This window comes from Prevotella pallens ATCC 700821, from assembly GCF_000220255.1.
In the GTDB taxonomy this organism is placed as follows: domain Bacteria; phylum Bacteroidota; class Bacteroidia; order Bacteroidales; family Bacteroidaceae; genus Prevotella; species Prevotella pallens.
In genome coordinates, this window is sequence record NZ_GL982513.1 from 800,872 (window position 1) to 823,379 (window position 22,508).

General features: G+C 38.7%; 12 protein-coding genes. 11 read left to right on the forward strand and 1 reads right to left on the reverse strand.

Annotated elements, in window-relative coordinates:
• Positions 1-75: 75 nt before the first annotated feature.
• Entirely contained in the window at positions 76-1,245 is a 1,170-nt protein-coding gene (locus tag HMPREF9144_RS02990) for a sensor histidine kinase (RefSeq protein ID WP_006044377.1), read from the reverse strand.
• Positions 1,246-1,938: 693 nt separating this feature from the next.
• On the opposite strand from HMPREF9144_RS02990, the gene HMPREF9144_RS02995 reads away from it, so the two are divergent.
• The 11 genes from HMPREF9144_RS02995 to HMPREF9144_RS03045 all read left to right on the forward strand — a co-directional run bounded on the left by HMPREF9144_RS02995 (position 1,939) and on the right by HMPREF9144_RS03045 (position 22,508).
• Positions 1,939-4,773, forward strand: a complete 2,835-nt coding sequence (locus HMPREF9144_RS02995; protein WP_006044379.1) for a DNA gyrase/topoisomerase IV subunit A — start codon at positions 1,939-1,941, stop codon at positions 4,771-4,773.
• Positions 4,774-4,779: 6 nt separating this feature from the next.
• Positions 4,780-5,598, forward strand: a complete 819-nt coding sequence (locus HMPREF9144_RS03000) for a DUF3316 domain-containing protein (RefSeq protein ID WP_040595537.1) — start codon at positions 4,780-4,782, stop codon at positions 5,596-5,598.
• On the forward strand, positions 5,598-6,635 hold the full coding sequence (locus HMPREF9144_RS03005; RefSeq protein WP_006044381.1) for a S41 family peptidase: 1,038 nt from the start codon (positions 5,598-5,600) through the stop codon (positions 6,633-6,635). Before HMPREF9144_RS03000 ends, HMPREF9144_RS03005 begins: the two co-directional genes overlap by 1 nt.
• 790 nt (positions 6,636-7,425) lie before the next feature.
• Complete coding sequence (locus HMPREF9144_RS03010) at positions 7,426-9,093, forward strand: formate--tetrahydrofolate ligase (protein WP_006044382.1); 1,668 nt, start codon at positions 7,426-7,428, stop codon at positions 9,091-9,093.
• A gap of 262 nt (positions 9,094-9,355) precedes the next feature.
• Entirely contained in the window at positions 9,356-10,789 is a 1,434-nt protein-coding gene (gene tig / locus HMPREF9144_RS03015) for a trigger factor (RefSeq protein ID WP_006044383.1), read from the forward strand.
• 816 nt (positions 10,790-11,605) lie between these two features.
• Complete coding sequence (clpP, locus tag HMPREF9144_RS03020) at positions 11,606-12,295, forward strand: ATP-dependent Clp endopeptidase proteolytic subunit ClpP (RefSeq protein WP_006044384.1); 690 nt, start codon at positions 11,606-11,608, stop codon at positions 12,293-12,295.
• Positions 12,276-13,508 carry an ATP-dependent Clp protease ATP-binding subunit ClpX gene (gene clpX, locus HMPREF9144_RS03025; protein WP_006044385.1) on the forward strand — a complete coding sequence of 411 codons (1,233 nt, stop codon included), beginning with the start codon at positions 12,276-12,278 and terminating at the stop codon, positions 13,506-13,508. The genes clpP and clpX overlap by 20 nt, the downstream gene beginning before the upstream one ends.
• A gap of 92 nt (positions 13,509-13,600) precedes the next feature.
• Positions 13,601-15,784, forward strand: a complete 2,184-nt coding sequence (recQ, locus tag HMPREF9144_RS03030) for a DNA helicase RecQ (protein ID WP_006044386.1) — start codon at positions 13,601-13,603, stop codon at positions 15,782-15,784.
• A gap of 769 nt (positions 15,785-16,553) precedes the next feature.
• Positions 16,554-19,355 (forward strand): TonB-dependent receptor, encoded by a 2,802-nt coding sequence (locus HMPREF9144_RS03035; protein ID WP_006044387.1) that lies wholly within the window; start codon positions 16,554-16,556, stop codon positions 19,353-19,355.
• Between the two features lie 132 nt (positions 19,356-19,487).
• Complete coding sequence (guaB, locus tag HMPREF9144_RS03040; RefSeq protein WP_006044388.1) at positions 19,488-20,972, forward strand: IMP dehydrogenase; 1,485 nt, start codon at positions 19,488-19,490, stop codon at positions 20,970-20,972.
• Between the two features lie 108 nt (positions 20,973-21,080).
• Positions 21,081-22,508, forward strand: coding sequence for a foldase protein PrsA (locus HMPREF9144_RS03045; RefSeq protein WP_040595372.1), 1,428 nt, complete (start codon positions 21,081-21,083; stop codon positions 22,506-22,508).

A 22,508-nucleotide genomic window follows, 5' to 3' on the forward strand; every position in this document is an offset into this window, starting at 1 on the left:
TCTTTATAAAATAAAAGTAGTTTATTGGTAACTTGTTTAGAAGGAAGGAGTAGATATATTTATTGTGTCAAACTATTATTTGCTTGCTTTCAGTTCTATTCTGAATGTAGTTCCTTTGCCCAATTCGGAGCTTTTTACAAATATTTTGCCATTGTGGTATTCTTCTACGATGCGTTTGGCAAGACTCAGACCTAAGCCCCAACCACGGCTCTTAGTGGTAAAACCTGGTTTGAAAACGTTGCGTAAGTCTTTTTTCTTAATGCCTTTACCTGTATCGCTAACTTCTACTATTACACGTTCGCCAATGGTTTCTACGCGTAACGTAATTGTTCCAGATACTCCACCCATTGCATCTACTGCGTTTTTACAAAGGTTTTCTATAACCCATTCGAATAGCGAAGCATTAAGACGGATTATTATATCATTATCGGGAAAAACCTTTACTATATGAATTGTCTTTGATGTACGACGGTCTATATAGTCAATTACGTGGTCAAGCACTTCGCTCAAACTCACTGGTACAGGTTCGGGTAGCGAACCAATCTTAGAAAAACGGTTGGCAATAAGCTGTAAACGTTTTACATCTTTGTCCATTTCGGGTAACAAATCATCGTCAGGATAGTTTTCTTTTAGTATAGTTGTCCATGCCATAAGCGACGATATTGGTGTACCCAGCTGGTGAGCTGTCTCTTTACTAAGACCCACCCATACTTTGTTTTGTTCTGCTCGCTTTGATGTTAAGAGGGCAAATATTGCTACAACCACGAAGAGCATTACGACACCTAACTGTACGTATGGATAGAGTGCAAGACGTTTCAGCATTAACGAATCATCGTAACAAACATCTATATATTCGTTCTTTGCATCTGATAGTTGTATTCTAATATCTTGTTTGTTGGCTTTCAGTCGTTTTGCTATGGCGGAAATGTATTGCAAACTGTCTTTATAGTTCTTAGCATTGATAGCAACATTACGAAAGTCGGTAACGTTTCCAACATTATCGAGCACTACAACTGGAATTGTATTGTTCTCGTTTAGCACTTTTAAAACCAATGCTAAATCGGTATTTTCATCGGCTTGACTTAATGCGCGCATAGCTTCTGCCCATACTTCCATCTTGCTTCGTTCTTCTCGAGCCAAGTCTTTAGTAAGTATGTTCGATGCTACCAGCGATACAACTGCAATTACAATTGCTACTATAACAAGTATAATCTTAACCTGCCTTATTCTGTCTGTCCATTGCATAATGCTTATATTAACGGCAGATGGCTTGTTTTATTGTATGAAGTTGTGTCGTGTTGGTATGCTGCTATATATATTAAGGTGTATTTACCAATAGATATATTTCCTGACTTTGCCAACCCTCGTTCAATAGAATATATCATTATAGACTATTAAGCGATGATGAATGCTTTATGAAGATTTCTGGAAATGTAGCATCAGTAGAAAGAAAGTGAGGATACTTTGGGAAAGATAATGATTGTAATGGAATCCGTTTTGATGAAATAACGTGTTGATGAATTTGTTGATAGTCAGTATGTTATAGTAATGTATGAATCGATATATTGTAGTGCGTAGGAATTGATTTTACTTATACAAATAGATAGCTTTTAACTATCGTAAAATAACCACATAGCAGACGTAGTTTTTTGTGATATCTAATTTACAACTGACAGATATCTGAGACGAACGTGACAGATATCTGAAACGAGTGCGACAGATATCTGAAACGAAGGGGAGTCTTACGTAAAATTAAAACGTTGCTATATATAGACAGGCTGTTTAGAAATAGTAAGTATTTGTGAGAGTTAAGTTACCCATACACTCAATGTAGACTAATAATACAATAAAAAACACGAAGCTCTAACATTCGAATTTGTATGTTTCGAGTTTTATTTGTACCTTTGAGCCTCAAAAATATATACAATCCAACGGTTTATGGACGACGATAAGATAATAGGAAACAACGGGAATGATACCCCATTAAACGAAGAAGCTAAGAACGAAGATGGTAACGCTGCGAATACAGATGACTATACAGATGTGGTAGCAAATGCCAAAATGGACGACGAAAACGATGTGGACGAGCTACAAAACGACTATGTTTCATCTAACAGATTCGATGCTTCTGCCGTTAAGCACCTATCTGGAATGTATAAAAACTGGTTTCTGGATTACGCAAGTTATGTAATCTTGGAACGCGCCGTGCCTCATATCGACGATGGATTGAAACCAGTTCAGCGTCGCATACTTCACTCAATGAAGCGAATGGACGATGGACGATACAACAAAGTAGCGAATATTGCAGGACATACAATGCAGTTTCACCCCCATGGCGATGCTTCTATCTGCGATGCTCTCGTGCAAATGGGGCAGAAAGACTTGCTTATCGATACGCAAGGAAATTGGGGAAACATCTTCACTGGCGACCGTGCAGCAGCTCCAAGATACATAGAGGCTCGTCTGTCTAAGTTTGCATTGGAAACCATTTTTAACCCTAAAACCACCGAATGGCAACAGTCTTACGACGGCAGGAATAAAGAACCTGTTACTCTTCCAGCCAAATTCCCATTGCTATTAGCACAAGGAGCAGAGGGAATAGCTGTTGGTCTATCATCTAAAATACTCCCACACAATATGGCTGAGATATGCGATGCAGCTATAAACTATTTACGTGGAAAGAAGTTTGAGCTTTATCCAGACTTTCCAACAGGCGGTAGCATTGATATTTCAAAATATAACGATGGGCAGAGAGGGGGCACTTTGAAAGTGCGCGCTAAAGTAGAAAAGATAGATAACAAAACTCTTGTAATTCGCGAAATACCTTTTAGCAAGACAGCCAGTACACTCCAAGAATCTATTACGAAAGCAGTAGAAAAGGGAAAACTAAAGATTCGCAAGGTAGAAGATATGACAGCGTCTGAAGTAGAGATACAACTACACCTGACGCCAGGCACTTCAAGCGATAAAACAATGGACGCTTTGTATGCCTTTACCGATTGTGAGGTGTCAATCTCGCCTAACTGTTGTGTTATAGCCGATAACAAACCACAGTTCTTAACAGTGTCTGATGTGTTGAAACATTCAGTTGATGGTACATTGGAGCTGTTGCGTAAAGAACTCGAAATACGTAAGAACGAGTTAGAAGAACAGCTATTCTTTAACTCCCTCGAACGTATATTCATAGAAGAGCGCATCTATAAAGAACATAAGTTTGAGACATCTAAAACGATGGACGAGGTTGTTGCTTTCGTTGATTCTAAACTTGAACCTTTTAAAAAGGACTTTATTCGCGAAGTGAAGCGAGACGATATACTACGCTTGCTTGAAATAAAAATGCAACGCATTCTAAAGTTTAATAAGGATAAAGCTGATGAATTAATTCAGAAAATAAGAGCAGAAATAGCCGAAATAAATAAAGATCTCAGCGAAATGGTGCGTGTAACCATAGAATGGTTTAAGCATTTGAAAGCCAAATATGGTAAGGACTTCCCACGCAAAACAGAAATAAAGAGCTTTGATACCATTGTAGCTGCTAAGGTAGTAGATGCAAACGAGAAACTATATATAGACCGCAAAGGTGGTTTTATAGGTACCGACTTGAAGAAAGCAGAGTTCGTTCAAAATTGTTCCGATCTTGACGATGTTATCGTTTTCTTTCGTGATGGTAAGTATCGTATAGTACATATTGCTGATAAAGTATTTGTTGGTAAGGGCATTATCCATCTACAAGTATTCAAACGCAACGACCGTCGCACTATCTACAATGCTGTTTATCGTGATGGCGAAAAAGGTCCTTATTACATAAAGCGGTTTAATGTGGTTTCTATTACTCGTGATAGAGATTACGATCTTACACAAGGAAAACCAAGCTCGCGGGTGCTTTACTTTACAGCAAATCCAAACGGAGAGGCAGAAACTATTAAGGTTATATTGAAAGACCAGCCGGGTAGGACGCGCCTGATGCGTTATTTCGAACGCGATTTCTCTAAAGTACTTATAAAGTCGAAGACTGCTCGTGGCGTATTGCTTACAAAAGAAGCAATTGAACGTGTATCTTTAAAAGCACATGGAGTATCTACTTTAGGTGGTAGAAAGGTTTGGTTCGATGCCGATGTCAATCGTATCAACTACGAAGAACAAGGGCGTTTGTTGGGCGAATTTAACGATAAAGACGTCATTCTTGTGGTTTTAAACAATGGAGAGTTTTATACTACTAACTTCGATACTGCCAACCATTACGAAGATAATATTTTATATATAGAGAAGTTTGACTCTGAAAAACCATGGACAGCAGTAGTCTACGATGCCGATAATCAAAGTTATCCTTATCTAAAACGTTTCTATATGGAAAGGTCTGTACGTCATCAGAACGTGGTAGGCGACAATCCTAAGTCGAAACTCGTGTTCTTGACAGATGATGCTTATCCTCGCGTAGAAATAACGTATGGTGGAAGTGATGCGGCACGAGGTACAGACATTGTAGATGCAGAGGAATTTGTAGGCATAAAAGGCTTTAAGGCAAAAGGAAAACGCCTTACTACTTTCAAAGTTAGCACGATTAAACAGCTTGAGCCTATTCGCTTTCCTGATTCGGAAGAGATAGAAACGAACGAGAATGCAGCGTCAGATGTGGAAACCGTAGAAAATTCGTCTGTGAATCAGCTTAAATCTGAATCACAAGAACAGTCAGAAGCAATAACAAAGTCTACTAAGACGAAAGAAGACAATGGCGATGACCAACAATTAAGTCTACAATTCTTTGATGAATAAATGGATATGACGTTGCGGAAAATAGTTTTTGTATTCTTATTGTTGCTATATGGTGTTACAATCTATGCGCAAGATACGTTGAGTTCTGGTAAAATTATTACTAATGTACAGCTGGTAGGTATTGGTACCGTAAACCAGTTAGATACATATCTATCACCAAGCGAATATACAGGAACAGAAATTCGCTATATTTCGCATACGCTACGAGAAAATGGAACGTCGCTTTTGCGCGAAATCATTCATCAAGCACACCTATCATACACACATAACGCTTCGAATAAAAACAACAATATAGGTGGAATGTACAACTTTCAATACAACCTACACTATGCATTTGCTAAATGGAGAGCGGGCAACGGTACACTAACAGCTACGGCAGGAGGTGGTATTGATGCTAACATAGGTTTCTTATACAATATGCGCAATGGTAATAATCCAGCACAATCTTACTTAAATGTAAATATATCACCATCAGCTTCGGCTGCATATACATTTCGTTTGTGTAACAAGCCCTTTCAAGTAAGATACGAAATGCAAGCTCCACTCGCTGGAGTAATGTTTGCACCAAACTTCGGTCAAAGTTACTACGAAATATTTTCGAAGGGCAACTACGACCACAACATAGTGGCTACTACCATTTTTACTACTCCATCGCTTCGGCAAATGCTTACTATTGATTTTACTTTGAAACACACTACTTTGCGAATTGGCTATTTAGGCGACTTCCAACAAGCACGCATAAATGGCTTAAAATATCACACATGGAGTAATCTTCTTATAATAGGTATCGCACGAAAATTCTCAATATCAAAGATTGTTCCATAATGAAAAAGTATAAACGTCTCTTCCATCATACCACTTCTGCGTTAGCATACACATTATTTATAATATCGTTATCTATAATGTCGTTGCTCTCATCTTGTGTAACTAACGACGAGTATCAGAATACCGTACAAGGTAATGCAGAAGCACTTTGGAAGATTATTGATGAACATTATTGTTTCTTTGACCAGAAAGGTATTGATTGGGAAGCGGTGCGAAATAAGTATCTACGGCAGTTCGATAACTCGATGACTGAACGCCAACAATTTGAAGTAATGGCTAATATGCTGTCTGAACTGAAAGACGGACACGTAAATTTATACACTTCTTTTAATGCTGCGCGTTACTGGTCGTGGCATGAAGATTACCCACAAAACTATTCAGACTCGCTCTTACGAAAGTATTTAAAAACCGATTACCTTATAGCAAGCGGAATGGATTATACCATTCTTGACGACAACATAGGATATTTGCGTTGCGAAAGTTTTCAAAATGGAATAGGGGCAGGCAACCTCGATGATATTCTTTTATACTTTCAACCGTGTAGAGCCTTAATTATAGATGTGCGAAATAATGGAGGAGGTGCTCTGAGCAATGCAGAAGAATTGGCAGCAAGATTTACTAATAAGCCAACACTTGTGGGGTATATGCAACATAAAACAGGAAAAGGACATAACGATTTCTCGCCACTTCGCTCACAGATACTAAAACCCGGGAAGGGAATACGCTGGCAAAAACCTGTATTTGTATTAACCAATCGTAGTGTTTTTTCGGCTGCTAACGAGTTTGTAAAGTATATGCGCTGCTTTCCCAATGTAAGAATAGTGGGCGATCGTACTGGTGGAGGAGCAGGCTTACCATTCTCTGCCGAGCTTCCCAATGGCTGGTTAATACGTTTTTCTGCTTGTCCGATGTACGATAAGAATAAGCAAATGACAGAATTTGGAATAGACCCAGACTATAAGGTAAATCTTACCTCAGAAGATTTTCATCGTGGAAAAGACACCATTATAGAATTTGCACGTCATCTTGTATACTAATAATTGCGATAATATCTATGCATAGGTAAATATATGTAAGATGTATTAATTTTCTGTTTTTATTATTAGTTGCCTGCATAAAATATATTTAATTTCGTAAAAAGTATTTCTTAAGACAACCATAAATATTCAGTAGAATAAATACCTTTTAAGAGCTATAAAATATGGGGTCATAAATGATGTAGTTTTTTGTGATATCTAAACCGCAACTGACAGATATCTGAGACGAATGCGACAGATATCTAAGACGCGCGTTTCAGATATCTGAAACAAACGAAACTAAAAACAGTCTGGCTTTTCCTTAAAAAACAAAGTATTTCTATTTGATAAGTGAGTAATTGGTAAGAACTGTTTATAAGCTTTCTACCTCTTTCCTACTAAGCAACATTAATATGAAATAAGTTGTGCAAGAATACTACTTATGAGATATATTTACAGCTCTATGGTTCTCTTTTTAGTAGTATAAAGTGAGATTCAAACTAATTTCTTTACTTTATTTTAGGCAAATTCAATAGACAAGTATTTCTTTTCATTCGTACATATAACTTTGTTGTAGATATGCAAAGATATTAGTGTAATTCCATTCCTATTCCATTATAATTTGTAATATTGCAATCTGTAGGTAGCAATAGTGTTGCACAATGTTCTAAAAATGTGCTGTTAAATAATTTTTTGTACAAAAATATGCTTTAAAAGTTGGTGGTAAGATATAAAATTCATACTTTTGGCGACATAAACAACTAATAGTCGTCAGTTAACACTTATCATTTAAAAAAAGAAGAACAAACAAATGAAAACAGATTTTGAGATTGCCCACGAAGCAAAACTTGAATTAATAGATAGTATTGCGAAAAAAGTGAATATCCCAACGGACGAACTTGAGCCGTTTGGAAAGTATATAGCAAAAGTGCCTTACAAACTTATTGATGAAGAAAAGGTTAAGAAATCGAAGTTAATACTTGTTACAGCTATTACACCAACAAAAGCCGGGATAGGCAAAACAACTGTAAGTGTAGGCTTAGCATTGGGTATGAATCGCATTGGTAAAAATGCAATACCAGCCCTTCGTGAGCCTTCGCTCGGTCCATGTTTTGGTATGAAAGGCGGAGCTGCAGGAGGAGGCTATGCACAAGTGTTACCAATGGAGAAAATTAACCTGCATTTTACCGGCGATTTCCATGCAATAACCTCTGCAAACAATATGATATCGGCAATGTTAGATAACTATATTTATCAGCATCAAGATGAAGGCTTCGGTATGAGGGAAGTATGGTGGCGTCGTGTCTTAGATGTAAACGACCGTAATTTGCGTAACATTATAACAGGATTGGGTGCTCGTACAGATGGATTGCTTAGCGAAAGTGGCTTCGATATAACTCCTGCTTCAGAGATAATGGCTATTCTTTGTTTAGCTTCTAGCGAAGAAGACCTGCATAAGCGTCTTGATAATATAATCTTAGGTATAACTCTAGAAGGTAAACCGCTATACTTGCGCGAATTAAATATAACAGGTTCTATTGTTGCACTTTTACACGAAGCAATTAATCCGAACCTTGTTCAAACCATAGAAAATACACCCGCATTTATTCACGGTGGTCCGTTTGCTAATATAGCACATGGTTGTAACAGCATATTGGCTACAAAAATGGCAATGACCTTTAGTGATTATTGTATAACGGAAGCAGGATTTGGTGCCGATTTAGGCGCAGAGAAATTCTTAGACATAAAGTGTCGTAAAGCAGGAATATCTCCAGTACTCACCGTTCTCGTAGCAACTGCACAAGCCTTAAAGATGCATGGCGGCATAGATGTTGCAGAAATAAGCAAGCCAAACTTAGAAGGAGTGAAAGCAGGACTATGCAACTTAGATAAACATATAGCCAATTTAAAAGCATTTGGACAGACAGTTGTGGTTTGTTTAAACCGATTTGCAACCGATACAGACGAAGAATTGGCTTTAGTAAAAGAACATTGCGAGGCACAAGGCGTTGGATTTGCCATTAACACAGCTTTTGGCGAAGGAGGAAAAGGCGCAGAAAATTTAGCACATTTAGTAGTTGATACTATTGAGAAGAATCCATCTGCACCATTAAACTATGTATACGAAGAGTCTGATGATATAGCTACTAAAGTAGAAAAAATAGCTACCAATATTTATGGAGCAGGAAAAGTGGTATTACGTCCTGCTGCAAAACGCGACTTACAGCGTATTAAGGAACTCAACTTAGAGCATCTTCCAGTATGTATAGCCAAAACGCAGTACTCATTTTCTGAAGACGCAAAAGCTTACGGAGCACCTTCAGGGTTCCCAATTACTATTCGCAACTTCGTAATTAATGCAGGAGCAGGTATGATTGTAGCTATTGCTGGCACAATAATGCGAATGCCAGGTCTGCCGAAAAAACCACAGGCAGAGAATATCCACGTAGTGAATGGCGTAATAGAAGGCTTGTCATAAAAAGCGATCCATAAATTGCGAACCTCGGAGTACATATATTGTCTTCGAGGTTTTTGCTTTATAATAGTGATAGAACTATTCACTAGCATTGATATAACAAAGAAGTCAATATCTTAAAAATGTTTTTTTTCTTTATATATATTATGTGATTAGCTAAAATTTAAGTAACTTTGCGCCTAAAAGGAAACGGAGATGGTACATTTCTTTTCTTTTTATAGGAACTCATTTGATAATTAAATATTAAACATATAATACTTCAAAGATGAAAATTTCATTCGAAAACCCCGATAAGTTAAATGGTCTTTTAACTATTGTTGTTGAGGAACAAGATTACAAAGAAGAAGTTGAAAAGGCACTTAAAGATTATCGCAAGCGTGCAAATATACCAGGCTTCCGTCCAGGACAAGTACCTATGGGATTGCTTAAACGCCAAGTTGGTACACAAGTAAAAATGGATGCTATTAATAAAATATTAGGCGATAATCTTCAGAAATATATTATCGATAATAAAATCCACATGCTTGGCCAACCAATGGCATCAGCTTCACAAGAGGCAGTAGAACTTGAGAAACCAGCACCTTATACTTTTAAGTTTGATATAGCAATTGCACCAGAATTTGATATAGAGCTTACAAGCAAAGATACCATTGAATATTACGATATAAAAGTAGACGATGCCCTTATTGATAAACAAATAGAGATGTTTGCAAGTCGTTCTGGACACTACGATAAGGTTGAAGAGTTTGATCCAGAGAAGCGTGATATGCTTAAGGGAGATCTTCGTGAACTTGATGAAAACGGAAACACTTTGGAAGGTGGCATTACTGTAGAAGGTGCTGTAATGATGCCTCAATATATTAAGGTAGACGATCAGAAGAAACTTTTCGATAATTGCAAGCTGGGCGATATTATCACCTTTAACCCACGCAAGGCTTATCCTGCAAACGATGCAGAGGTAGCTTCGCTATTGAAAATAGACAATAAGGATATTGGAAAGCATATTGGCGACTTCTCATACCAGATAACGGAGATAACACGTTATGTAAATGCAGAGAATAATAAAGAACTTTGGGATAGCGTTTATGGACCAGATGCAAATATAAACGATGAAGCAACGTTCCGTAAAACGATTGCTGAAGGTGTAAGCAAACAACTTGAAAGAGACTCTGATTATAAGTTTATGATAGATGTACGTGCTTACGCTGAGAAGAAAGTAGGTAAACTTCAATTCCCAGACGCACTTCTGAAACGTATAATGCTCTCTAATAACGAAGATAAAGGTGCTGAGTTTGTAGAAAAGAACTACGAACAAAGCATAAAAGAACTTGAATGGCATCTTATTAGAGACCGAATAGCACAAGCTAACAATATTAAGATAGAAGATGCAGATGTACGTGAGAGCGCAGCACAAATGGCTAGAGCACAGTTCGCACAGTACGGTATGAATAATGTTCCAGACGAATACATTGACAAATACGTTAATGATATGTTGAAGAATCGTAAGGATATTGAACCTTTTGTTGATGCTGCACTCGACCAAAAACTCTCTGCTGTATTGAAAACAATAGTTAAGCTAAAGAAGAAGTCTGTTTCACTCGACGAGTTTAACAAGCTTATTGAACCTGCAGACACTGAAAAGCCAGTGAAAGCAAAAAGGACTAAAAAAGCTGATAAGGCAGAGAACGAAGAGAAATAAACAAGAAGTGAAATTTTAATGTAAGAGTTTACACTACATTAATAGAGCGACAACATCTTTTCTATAAACTTTCAAATAAGAAAGATTTTAGAGAAGGTGTTGTTTTTTTATATCTCGAGATATATTTTGTCTCAAACTATTTGTTACGTTGGTTAGAGCCTAAATCTATATCCAGTTAGAAAGTGATAAAAATACTATGGAAAAGAATCTTGTTGTAAATAATATTGCTTCTACATACTAAAATGATGAACAATATGTTGTAGTTTAAATATTTGTAATAACGCTTAAATCAGAATATTACAGAATAAAATATTTTATCATCATCATTAGAATAAATACCATTTAAATATAGAGTCATAAAGGTTGTTGTTTGTTATGATATATAAAACGTAACTGACAGATATCTGAGACGAGTGTGACAGATATCTGAGACGAACGTGATAGATATCTGAAATAAGACTAGCTAACATCAGGATTGTTTCTTCTAAATATCTAGTATATTTTTATTTTATTAGTAGGTGTATGTGGATAAACTGTAGGCGCCGCTTGTAAAATCTTCACTTGTTTTCAGCTGTCTCTATACGTCTGGAAAGCGAATATAACATATTCACACTCACTTCAAAAAGAAAAAACAATGGAATATCAAATAAAATTCTTTATTTTATTGAAGTAGTTACTATTTTTTTTATTATCTTTGTGTTAGAATACTATAGATAATGTTTTTGTAATGGCATAATCTTTGTATTAAAGACAATAAAACCGAATAAGGCGCTTGCTCCTTATTATTGTCTAATTAAAATAATAGAAAGAAACAGAATGAAAGATTTTAGAAAGTTTGCGACCCAACATTTGGGTATAAATGGTGTGGTGTTAGACGAGGTTACAAGTATGCAGAACCAATATCTTAATCCATATATATTGGAAGAACGCCAATTAAATGTAACACAGATGGACGTGTTCTCGCGTTTAATGATGGACCGTATCATCTTCCTTGGCACACAAATTGACGACTATACTGCCAACACACTGCAGGCACAGCTGCTCTATTTAGACTCGGTAGACCCTGGGAAAGACATTTCCATCTACATCAACTCGCCTGGTGGAAGCGTAACGGCAGGACTTGGCATCTACGATACCATGCAGTTTATCTCCAGCGACGTAGCTACCATCTGCACTGGTATGGCAGCTTCTATGGCAGCCGTATTGCTTGTTGCGGGTCAGGAGGGCAAGCGTTCGGCATTGCCGCATAGCCGTGTAATGATACATCAACCACTTGGGGGCGTACAAGGACAGGCTTCAGATATAGAAATTGAGGCAAAAGAGATAATGAAGTTCAAGAAAGAACTTTATACAATCATCAGTAATCATTCGCACCAAACTTTTGAAAAGGTATGGAACGATAGCGACCGTAACTATTGGATGACTGCCGAAGAAGCTAAAGAATATGGTATGATAGACCAAGTATTAATAAGAAAAGAAGTAGACAATGCCTCAAAAGAAATGTAGTTTTTGTGGAAGAACTGAGAATGAAGTCCGGCTTCTCATTACAGGACTTACAGGATACATCTGTGAAGACTGTGCACAGCAAGCTTATAATATCGTAGTTGAGTCTGGTGTATTGGGTAAACAAACACCAGAACTCAAGGATATTGATATGGAGAAAGTTCCAAAGCCAACCGAAATAAAAGCTTATTTAGATGAATATATTATCGGACAAGATGAGGCTAAACGCTATCTTGCTGTGTCGGTATACAATCATTACAAACGGTTACAGCAGTCGAAAGACGACGATGGTGTAGAAGTAGAAAAAAGTAACATTATAATGGTGGGCTCAACAGGTACGGGAAAAACTCTCTTAGCTCGTACTATTGCTAAACTGCTGAATGTCCCATTTACTATTGTAGATGCTACAGTGTTTACCGAAGCTGGATATGTAGGTGAAGATGTTGAAAGTATTCTGTCACGCTTACTGCAAGTTGCCGACTATAATGTTGCTGCTGCTGAACGTGGAATTGTATTCATAGACGAAATAGATAAAATAGCACGGAAGAGCGATAATCCTAGTATTACACGAGATGTTAGCGGAGAGGGTGTACAACAAGGATTGTTAAAGCTACTCGAAGGTACTATGGTAAATGTTCCACCTAAAGGAGGACGTAAGCACCCAGATCAAGATTACATTCATGTAGATACCCGGAACATACTATTTATATGCGGTGGCGCATTCGATGGTATAGAACGAAAGATAGCACAACGTCTCAATACACACGTTGTGGGCTACAACTCGGTGCAGAATGTGTCTAGAATCGATAAGAAGGACCTAATGAAATATGTGCTGCCACAAGACTTACGCTCGTTCGGACTTATTCCAGAGATAATTGGACGTCTACCCGTACTAACTTATCTTAATCCATTAGACAGAGAGGCATTACGTAAAATACTTGTGGAACCAAAGAATTCCATTATCAAACAGTATGTAAAACTCTTTAAAATGGACGGTATCGACCTTACATTTGCAGAAGATGCGCTCGATTATATAGTTGACAAGGCTGTAGAATATAAGTTAGGAGCTCGTGGACTTCGTTCTATTGTAGAGGCTGTAATGATGGATACGATGTTTGAATTGCCCTCTAAAGATGTGAAAGAATATAAGGTTACAGCCCAATATGCACAACAACAATTAGATAAAGCAAAACTCAATAAGCTTGAGTCTGCTTAAAATATAAACAACCGTTGCACTCTATCTTACTTATAAGATGAGTGCAGCGTAAATAAACCTACCTCTCTAATAAGGAACACTGAACTATTAACATGGTAACAGAAGTCAATCTGACAGAAAAACTGAAGTATTTCTTTGGTTTCGATAAGTTTAAAGGTGCGCAAGAAGCTATTATCCAGAACGTGTTAGCAGGTAACGATACTTTTGTATTGATGCCTACGGGAGGTGGTAAGAGCCTTTGCTATCAACTGCCCTCTCTAATAATGGATGGTACAGCAATAGTAATTTCTCCGTTAATAGCCTTAATGAAAAATCAAGTAGATGTAATTAACGGTATCAGCGAAGAAGACGGAGTAGCGCATTATCTAAACTCATCGTTAAAGAAAACAGAGATAGACCATGTTAAAGCTGATATATTGAATGGCAAAACAAAGTTACTCTATGTTGCGCCAGAGTCGTTAAACAAAGAAGAAAGCATTGAATTCTTTAAAACCGTAAAGGTAAGTTTCTATGCAATAGACGAGGCACACTGTATATCGGAGTGGGGCCACGACTTCCGCCCAGAATATCGTAAGATACGACAAGCAGTAGATTTAATAGGTAAAGCTCCTATAATAGCACTCACTGCCACTGCTACTGATAAGGTACGTACTGATATTGTGAAGAGTTTGGGTATTGAAGACTGCGCCGAATTTAAGAGTTCGTTCAACCGTCCTAATCTTTATTATGAAGTAAGATCTAAGAAGAACGAAGAAGATACTAACAGACAGATAATAAAGTTTATTAAGCAAAATCCAGGAAAAAGTGGTATCATCTATTGTCTTTCGCGTAAAAAAGTAGAAGAACTGGCAGCTGTATTGCAAGCAAACGATATAAAGGCAGAACCCTACCATGCAGGTTTAGATTCGGAGACCCGCTCTAGAACGCAAGACGACTTCCTTATGGAAAATATCGATGTAATAGTTGCTACTATTGCATTTGGTATGGGGATAGATAAACCCGATGTGCGCTTTGTTATTCATTACGATATACCAAAAAGCTTAGAAGGCTATTATCAAGAGACTGGACGTGCAGGGCGTGACGGAGAAGAAGGACAATGTATTGTTTTCTATTCTAAAAATGACCTTAAAAAGCTTGAAAACTTTATGGACGGCAAGCCTGTTGCAGAGCAAGATATAGGAAGACAATTGCTGCAAGAAACTGAGACGTATGCAGAATCATCGGTTTGCCGTAGAAAATTATTGCTTCACTACTTCGGAGAAGACTATCCTAAAGATAATTGTGGTATGTGCGACAATTGTTTGCACCCGAAAGAGAAAATAGAAGCGAAAGAACCGTTGTTAATTGTGTTGCAAGCTGTGAAGGCTTTGGGAGGTAATTTCCGTCAAGAATACATTATTGACTTTGTTAAAGGACGTGGTACTGATGATATAAAAGACCATAAGCATAATCTTCTAGAAGAATTTGGATTAGGTGAGAAAGAAGACCCTAAAATATGGAACCCTGTTATTAGACAGGCTATGTTGGACGGTTATTTAAAGAAAGATGTAGAAAATTATGGTTTATTGCGCCTCACTGCAGCAGGAAAGCAATTCTTGAAAGAACCAAAATCGTTTATGATAGTGATGGATAAAGAATTCAAAACCGATGATGTAGACGAGTGTATGGTGGGAGGAACAAGTGTAGCTGACCCAGAACTTTATGCAATGCTAAAAGATTTACGTAAGCATCTGGCACGTAAGTTAGGAATCCCAGCTTATGTAATCTTCCAAGACCCATCTTTAGACCAAATGGCAATGATGTATCCCGTTACCGAAGAGGAACTTCAAAACATACAAGGTGTTGGTGTTGGTAAGGCAAAACGATACGGCGAAGAGTTCTGTAAACTCATTAAAAAATATTGTAAAGAGAAGAATATAGAGCGACCCGAAGAACTGCGTGTACGCACTGTGGCAAAGAAGTCGATGCAAAAAGTGAAGATAATACAAGGTATTGATCGCAAATTGCCGTTAGACGACATTGCTACTGCCGAAGGACTCAGCTTTGATGAACTACTTTCGAAGATAGAAGAAATAGTATTTAGTGGCACAAAACTCAATATAGACTACTTCTTAAACGATATTTACGATGAAGATAAAATAGATGATATCTACGATTACTTTATGAACAGTCATACAGACAGCATCGATGAGGCTCTCAAAGAGCTTGATGAGGACTACACAGATGAAGATATTAGATTGGTTCGAATTAAGTTTATATCAGAAATGGCAAACTAATACAAGAATATTCTACCGCTCTTTCTACTTAGAAAGGGCGGTTTCTTTTTACCATTATCTCACAGCTTTAGCTGTAGGAATGCAGGGATTATGCAAGTATGAAATGGGAAGTTCGCAACCGTGTGTTTTGACATTTGGGAAATAATCTGATATTCTTGCGAAACAATAAAAGCATCGTTGAAAAGCCGAAAATCCTTTTCTGTTTTTCAAAAGCAGCGGTATTGAAAGATATGACAATGGTTTTTGTTCGGTAAAAACCACTCTTTTGCATTGCAAAAGAGCCTGTTTGACAGACTAAGAAAATAGACTTTGTAAAGTATTGGAATATAGATAGTTGCAGGAATACTATATTTTTAGAAATTGTTTGCAATTTTGACACATAGTTGCAGCATTGTTATTAGATGTAGTTGTAAGACAAATAGAGGTAGAATTGTCGCACCCTTACATCTACAAACGGTGATTAGTAGTTGGCAATTGGTAGTTAGTAGGCGTCTGTTCATCGCTTCCTCAAATATTCAAATGTATTGACATTCGATGCAAACAAGGCTGTTTTGAAGTTCAATACCTGTCGCCTTGGAATGTAAATAAGCGGTGCTTCGATTGTACGCCATTTGTCTTTTAAATCCTTTCTATTGTGTTATAAAAAATTAAAGTATAAGAAAGATGAAAAAAGAAAAGCAACAGTTGACAGAAAAGAACTAACTTTGCGAATATAACTAACCACATATATTGATGCCGAAATAAATTTAAAATAAAAATCTTCCAGCTTATGGTACTGAAACATACACTTTTTGCAACAATCTTGCTTGCGCTTTTATCTATCCCTGCCTCCATTCATGCCGAGGATTTAAAAGGACGTGTGCTCGATGCGAACACGAAAGAGCCAATAGAAAAAGCATCTGTAAAAATAGAAATTAAAAGTGGCAACAGCACCCAGATAATGGATATAACCTCCGATGCAGAAGGAAAATTCTCCTGTTCAAGCAGTTTTGAGGGGCGTATGACCATCAAAGCCAGCATGATAGGCTACGAAACAGCAACAAAACATTCGTATTCGTCAGGCTATTCCGGCACAGATACACTGGATTTAGGCGACTTTCTGCTGAAACCTACCGAGCTGATGCTCGACGATGTAGTGGTTACGGCAAAGGCACGCCGCTTTACAATGAGTGGCGACACCATCGTCTTCCACCCCGAAGCCTTCAAACTGAAAGAGGGCGCAAGGCTCGACGAGCTGATAAAGCGACTGCCGGGAGTAGTGGAAAAAGACGGCAAACTCTATTGGAACAACAAGCCTTTGCGCATGCTCATGAATGGTCGCGACATCTTTGGTGGCGGTAGCATTGTAGGAGAAATACCTGCCGAGGCTGTGAAAAACATAAAAACCTACAACAAGGCAAGCGAACTGGCACAACAGTCGGGCAACGACGACGGTAAGGACGACAACGTTTTAGACATTAATATCAAGCCTGGTTTCATGGACAAATGGTACGGCGACATGACCGCAAGGCTGCAAACGCCCAAGAACTACCAAGCCTCCGTCCAAACAAACCTTCTGAGTGACAGGAATCCAACATTGGTCAGCATAGATGCCAACAACGTAGACTATTTCCAGAAGTTGGGGATAGACTGGTACAACAAGGGGAATTTCGATGACTTCGGAAAGGCACAGAGCGCAGCAGCGGCATGGCAACACAACTGGAAACAGGGCACACACAAGTTCTCTAATAGGAACAATGTGTCGTTCAGCTCCAACTTTAACCATACCGACGGCTGGGGAACGGAATACAGAACCGACCAGACCATACCAACATTAGGCAACGCAAAGACATGGGGACTAAGCAGGAACAAGCGGTACGAACACAAAATACAGCCAACGATAATGGCAGACCTTTTCACTTTCGCTGATTCGGTAAACTATATAACGGCTGACTTAGAATTCGAATATACGTTTCAGAGAAAGAACGAAGAGGCAAGCAGCGCACGTTTCAACAGCAATCCCGAAGCGTTTGGAGACTTTCCGCTCGACCCTGCCCTGATGGCAAAGCATGGCGATGACATATACAGCCACCTCATTAATCGCAAGCGAACCTACGCACAGAGCACAAATGAAGCACTAAATACCACGTTGAACGCAAAGTGGGGGCATCTTTTGGGAAAGAAGGGGCAATTTTCTTTTGGTACAACTGCCAATTACAGCAATGGTAACAACCGCACGAATACGAACCAGCAGATAGACTATGTGGAGCAAGGAGAGCAGTCGCCGCTATATCAATACAGCCGCCTACCTTTCCACAACTTAGACTTCAAGGCGTATACAGAACTGCAATATTACATTAAAAATAACTTGCTTTTAACTGGGGGGTATACTTTTGATAAACTGAACAAATCGGTTCGGCAAGATTTCTACAGCACCGATGTGCAGTCGAAGTTGGACAACAACCGTGACGAAGTAAAAGACACAGCCAACAGTTTCGACAGCCACAGAAGCACGGCAACCCATACGGCGCAGGCAGGACTGACCTACAAGTTGGACAAATGGCAGTTTCTTCCGAACGTAAAGGTAGACTGGCTACACGAACACTTAGACTACCAGCGGGGCAGATTGGACACGGCATCAACCCGAAACAGCCTGCTGATAAACCCAAACATGGAGATAAAGTGGAAGATTGGCAAGCGCAGCAACTTCGATTTTACGTTCAACTACACTACAAGCTTGCCAGATCTGCTTTCGACCCTTGCCTATCGCGATGACACAGACCCTCTTTGGATTAAGGAAGGCAACCCATTGTTGCACCGAAGCCACAAGCATAGCAGCATGGTAACGTACAGACAGACCTTGCCAAGAGTACAGTCTATGATGTTGCTGAAAGCTGGCTACACCCACAACATCAATCCAATAGCAAGCGTTTTCTACTATAATCCAGCTACAGGTGTCTACCGCACACATGACGAAAACGTACGGGGTGGCGATGAATGGCTCTTCAGTGCTGTGTTGGACAAGGGCATTGGCGACAACTTCCACCTATTTACCAAGGCTGAAACCTATTTCACAACATCGTATGGCTACCTTGCAGCACTCAATGAAACTGTGGAAAAGCAGCAGAACAAGCTGAAACAGCTTACACTGAACCTATCTCCAGAACTTAGTTACGAGCACGATTGGCTTGTACTAAACCTCTTTGGCTCAATGAATTTGCGCCGGAACAGATATTCGTTGGCATCTGAATACAACAACACATTCGGCAATTATAATTTCGGACTAAAGGGTTTGGCAAAGCTGAAGCAGTGGGAATTCTCTACGAAATTCGAAGACCGGTTACGCTCCGGCTATCTAAGTCCGGAAATAAACAGGCATCGTCTCGTGTGGAACGCAAATGCGAAGTGGCTCTTCTGGAAAGGTAAAGGTGTGCTGGGTATAGATCTTGACGATATTCTGAACCAGGCAGTGTGGAACAGTTCTACCATTACACCAACACAGCGCACCGAACAATGGGAGGAAGCGATGCACCACTTCGCACGCATATCCTTCACTTACAAGTTCGATGCAAAGAGTAAAAAACAAAGATGATAGAGAATTAAGGTATTAAATAGTATAATGCGTTAAATACTTTTAACGCACAGTAGAAAAACCATAGAAATGATAACCTATACGAATTATAATTAGTACATTTGCACGCAATAAATTTTCTAATATACATATATGTCTTCATTTGTTGCAGATAAAATCGTAATGGACGGACTGACTTACGATGACGTCCTTTTAATACCAGCCTATTCTGAGGTACTACCCAAGGGGGTGGAGTTGAAAACCAAGTTCTCACGTAACATCGAACTGAACATTCCTTTCGTAACGGCGGCGATGGACACCGTAACCGAAAGCGCTATGGCAATAGCTATTGCACGCGAAGGTGGTATAGGTGTGATACATAAGAATATGACCATCGAAGAGCAAGCGCGGCAAGTTGCCATAGTGAAGCGTGCTGAGAATGGAATGATTTACGACCCAGTAACCATTCGTCGGGGACGTACTGTGAGAGAAGCGTTGGCTATGATGGCTGAATATCATATTGGTGGTATTCCTGTTGTTGATGAAGAAAACCATTTAGTGGGTATTGTTACTAATCGTGACTTACGCTTTGAACGTCACTTCGACAAGACCATCGATGAAGTGATGACAAGTGAAAACCTCGTAACTACACATCAGCAAACCGACCTTACGGCAGCTGCACAAATATTGCAAGAGAACAAAATAGAGAAACTCCCAGTTGTTGATAAGAGTAATCATTTGGTAGGACTGATTACTTATAAAGATATTACTAAAGCAAAAGATAAACCAATGGCATGCAAAGACGAAAAAGGACGTTTGCGTGTTGCTGCTGGTGTGGGAGTTACAGTAGATACGATGGAGCGTGCTTCGGCATTAGTAGAAGCTGGTGTTGATGCCATAGTTATAGACACCGCACACGGACATTCGCAAGGTGTAATTGGAAAATTGCGCGATGTGAAGACAGCTTTCCCTAATCTAGATGTGGTAGTAGGGAATATAGCAACAGGCGAAGCTGCAAAGTTTCTTGTTGAGAATGGTGCTGACGCAGTAAAAGTGGGCATTGGTCCTGGCTCAATTTGTACTACTCGAGTTGTTGCAGGTGTTGGCGTACCACAACTTAGTGCCATTTATGATGTTTATTCTGCATTGAAAGATACAAACGTTCCATTGATAGCCGATGGAGGTTTACGCTATTCTGGCGATGTGGTAAAAGCTTTAGCCGCAGGTGGAAGCTGTGTAATGATTGGTTCGTTGGTAGCAGGAACAGAAGAGTCTCCTGGCGATACCATCATCTTCAATGGACGTAAGTTCAAGAGCTATCGTGGTATGGGATCATTAGAAGCTATGGAGCAAAAGAATGGTTCGCGCGACCGTTATTTCCAAGGCGATATTAACGACAATAAGAAGCTTGTTCCAGAAGGCATAGCAGGACGCGTTCCTTATAAAGGAACCGTACAAGAAGTGGTCTATCAGCTTGTAGGTGGTTTGCGTTCAGGTATGGGATATTGTGGTGCAGCATCTATAGAAAAACTTCATAATGCACGGTTCACACGCATAACCAATGCAGGAGTAATGGAAAGCCACCCACACGATATTGCTATTACAAGCGAAGCTCCTAACTATTCACGCCCAGAATAATAAATAGCAATTGGATTCGTTTACAATAAAAGAAGCTTATTGCTTTACATACAATCTGAAAGAAGATAGGCTATAATATAAAAAACAAAAGAACGAGTATTGTTTAAAATGAGAATAATAGTTTCTTTAGCTACTATACTGCTCAGCAGTTTAATGGCTTTTGCACAACAAGACGATCCTGTAATTATGACGATAGATGGTAATCCCATTCATCGTTCGGAATTTGAGTATTCGTATAATAAGAATAATACAGATGGCGTGATTGATAAGAAATCTATACGCGATTATGTAGATCTTTTTATAAACTATAAATTAAAGGTACAGGCTGCATTAGATGCGAAACTGGATACACTTAGTTCCTTTAAACAGGAATTTATGACTTACCGCGATCAGCAGGTACGTCCTACAATGATTACCGATGCTGACGTAGAGGCTGAAGCTCAGAAAATCTATAAAGAAACAAGAGATAGAATTGAAAAAAATGGTGGATTGATTCGCTGTGCTCATATCTTGCTATCGCTTAAACAGAAAGCAACAGATGCTGAGCAAACTGCCATCGCTAACAGAGCCGACTCTATATATAATGTATTGAAAAAAGGTGGTAACTTTGCAGAATTGGCAAAGAAATATTCTGACGATCATAGTTCGGCAGTACGTGGTGGAGAGTTACCTTTAATAACAAAAGGTCAGACTGTACAAGCTTTCGAAAATGCACTTTTCTCAATGAAGCCAGGAGAAATTAGCCACCCAGTGTTGTCTCCATTTGGTTATCACATCATTAAATATATTAAGAAAGAAGAATTTCAACCCTACGACTCTTTAAAGGCTGATATTCGTCAGTTTATAGAAGCACGCAACTTGCGTGAGCAAATTATCGACCAAAAACTTGGTAGAATGGCTGCAGAAGCTGGAAATGGAGTTACACCAGAACAGCTAATAGAAAAGAAGCTTGCTGAAATGGAAGCGAAAGATGAAAATCTTAAAAACCTTGTAAAAGAATATCACGATGGTCTATTGCTTATAGAAATGAGCACACGTACAGTATGGGATAAAGCAGCATCTGACGAAGTCGGCTTGCAAACATTCTTTAATAAGCATAGAAAAAACTATGCGTGGAAAGAGCCTCGCTTTAAAGGTATAGCCTATCATGTGCAAAATCCTGCCGATGTAAAAGCAGTGAAAGACTGTGTAGCTAAAATTCCATTCAAAGCATGGGGCGAAAAACTACGAACAACGTTCAATAACGATAGTACTATTCGTATTCGTGTCGAAAAAGGAATATTTAAGAAAGGCGACAATGCATTAGTGGATAGAGATATTTTTAAAGAAAAAGTAGAAGTAAAACCAATGAAAGATTATCCTATTGATGCAGTTTATGGTAAAAAACTAAAAGCGCCAGAAGATTTAGACGATGTTCGTAGTCTTGTAATTTCAGATTATCAAGAAGAACTCGAAAAAGAGTGGGTAAAAAGTCTTCGTCAGAAATATTCTGTAGTAATAGATCCTGAAGTTTTAGCCACAGTTAATAAGCATTAA

Coding starts and splice junctions, on each gene's coding strand:
- HMPREF9144_RS02990 (WP_006044377.1), bottom strand. CDS start 1,245: ATGCAATGGACAGACAGAATAAGGCAGGTTAAGATTATACTTGTTATA.
- HMPREF9144_RS02995 (WP_006044379.1), top strand. CDS start 1,939: ATGGACGACGATAAGATAATAGGAAACAACGGGAATGATACCCCATTA.
- HMPREF9144_RS03000 (WP_040595537.1), top strand. CDS start 4,780: ATGACGTTGCGGAAAATAGTTTTTGTATTCTTATTGTTGCTATATGGT.
- HMPREF9144_RS03005 (WP_006044381.1), top strand. CDS start 5,598: ATGAAAAAGTATAAACGTCTCTTCCATCATACCACTTCTGCGTTAGCA.
- HMPREF9144_RS03010 (WP_006044382.1), top strand. CDS start 7,426: ATGAAAACAGATTTTGAGATTGCCCACGAAGCAAAACTTGAATTAATA.
- tig (WP_006044383.1), top strand. CDS start 9,356: ATGAAAATTTCATTCGAAAACCCCGATAAGTTAAATGGTCTTTTAACT.
- clpP (WP_006044384.1), top strand. CDS start 11,606: ATGAAAGATTTTAGAAAGTTTGCGACCCAACATTTGGGTATAAATGGT.
- clpX (WP_006044385.1), top strand. CDS start 12,276: ATGCCTCAAAAGAAATGTAGTTTTTGTGGAAGAACTGAGAATGAAGTC.
- recQ (WP_006044386.1), top strand. CDS start 13,601: ATGGTAACAGAAGTCAATCTGACAGAAAAACTGAAGTATTTCTTTGGT.
- HMPREF9144_RS03035 (WP_006044387.1), top strand. CDS start 16,554: ATGGTACTGAAACATACACTTTTTGCAACAATCTTGCTTGCGCTTTTA.
- guaB (WP_006044388.1), top strand. CDS start 19,488: ATGTCTTCATTTGTTGCAGATAAAATCGTAATGGACGGACTGACTTAC.
- HMPREF9144_RS03045 (WP_040595372.1), top strand. CDS start 21,081: ATGAGAATAATAGTTTCTTTAGCTACTATACTGCTCAGCAGTTTAATG.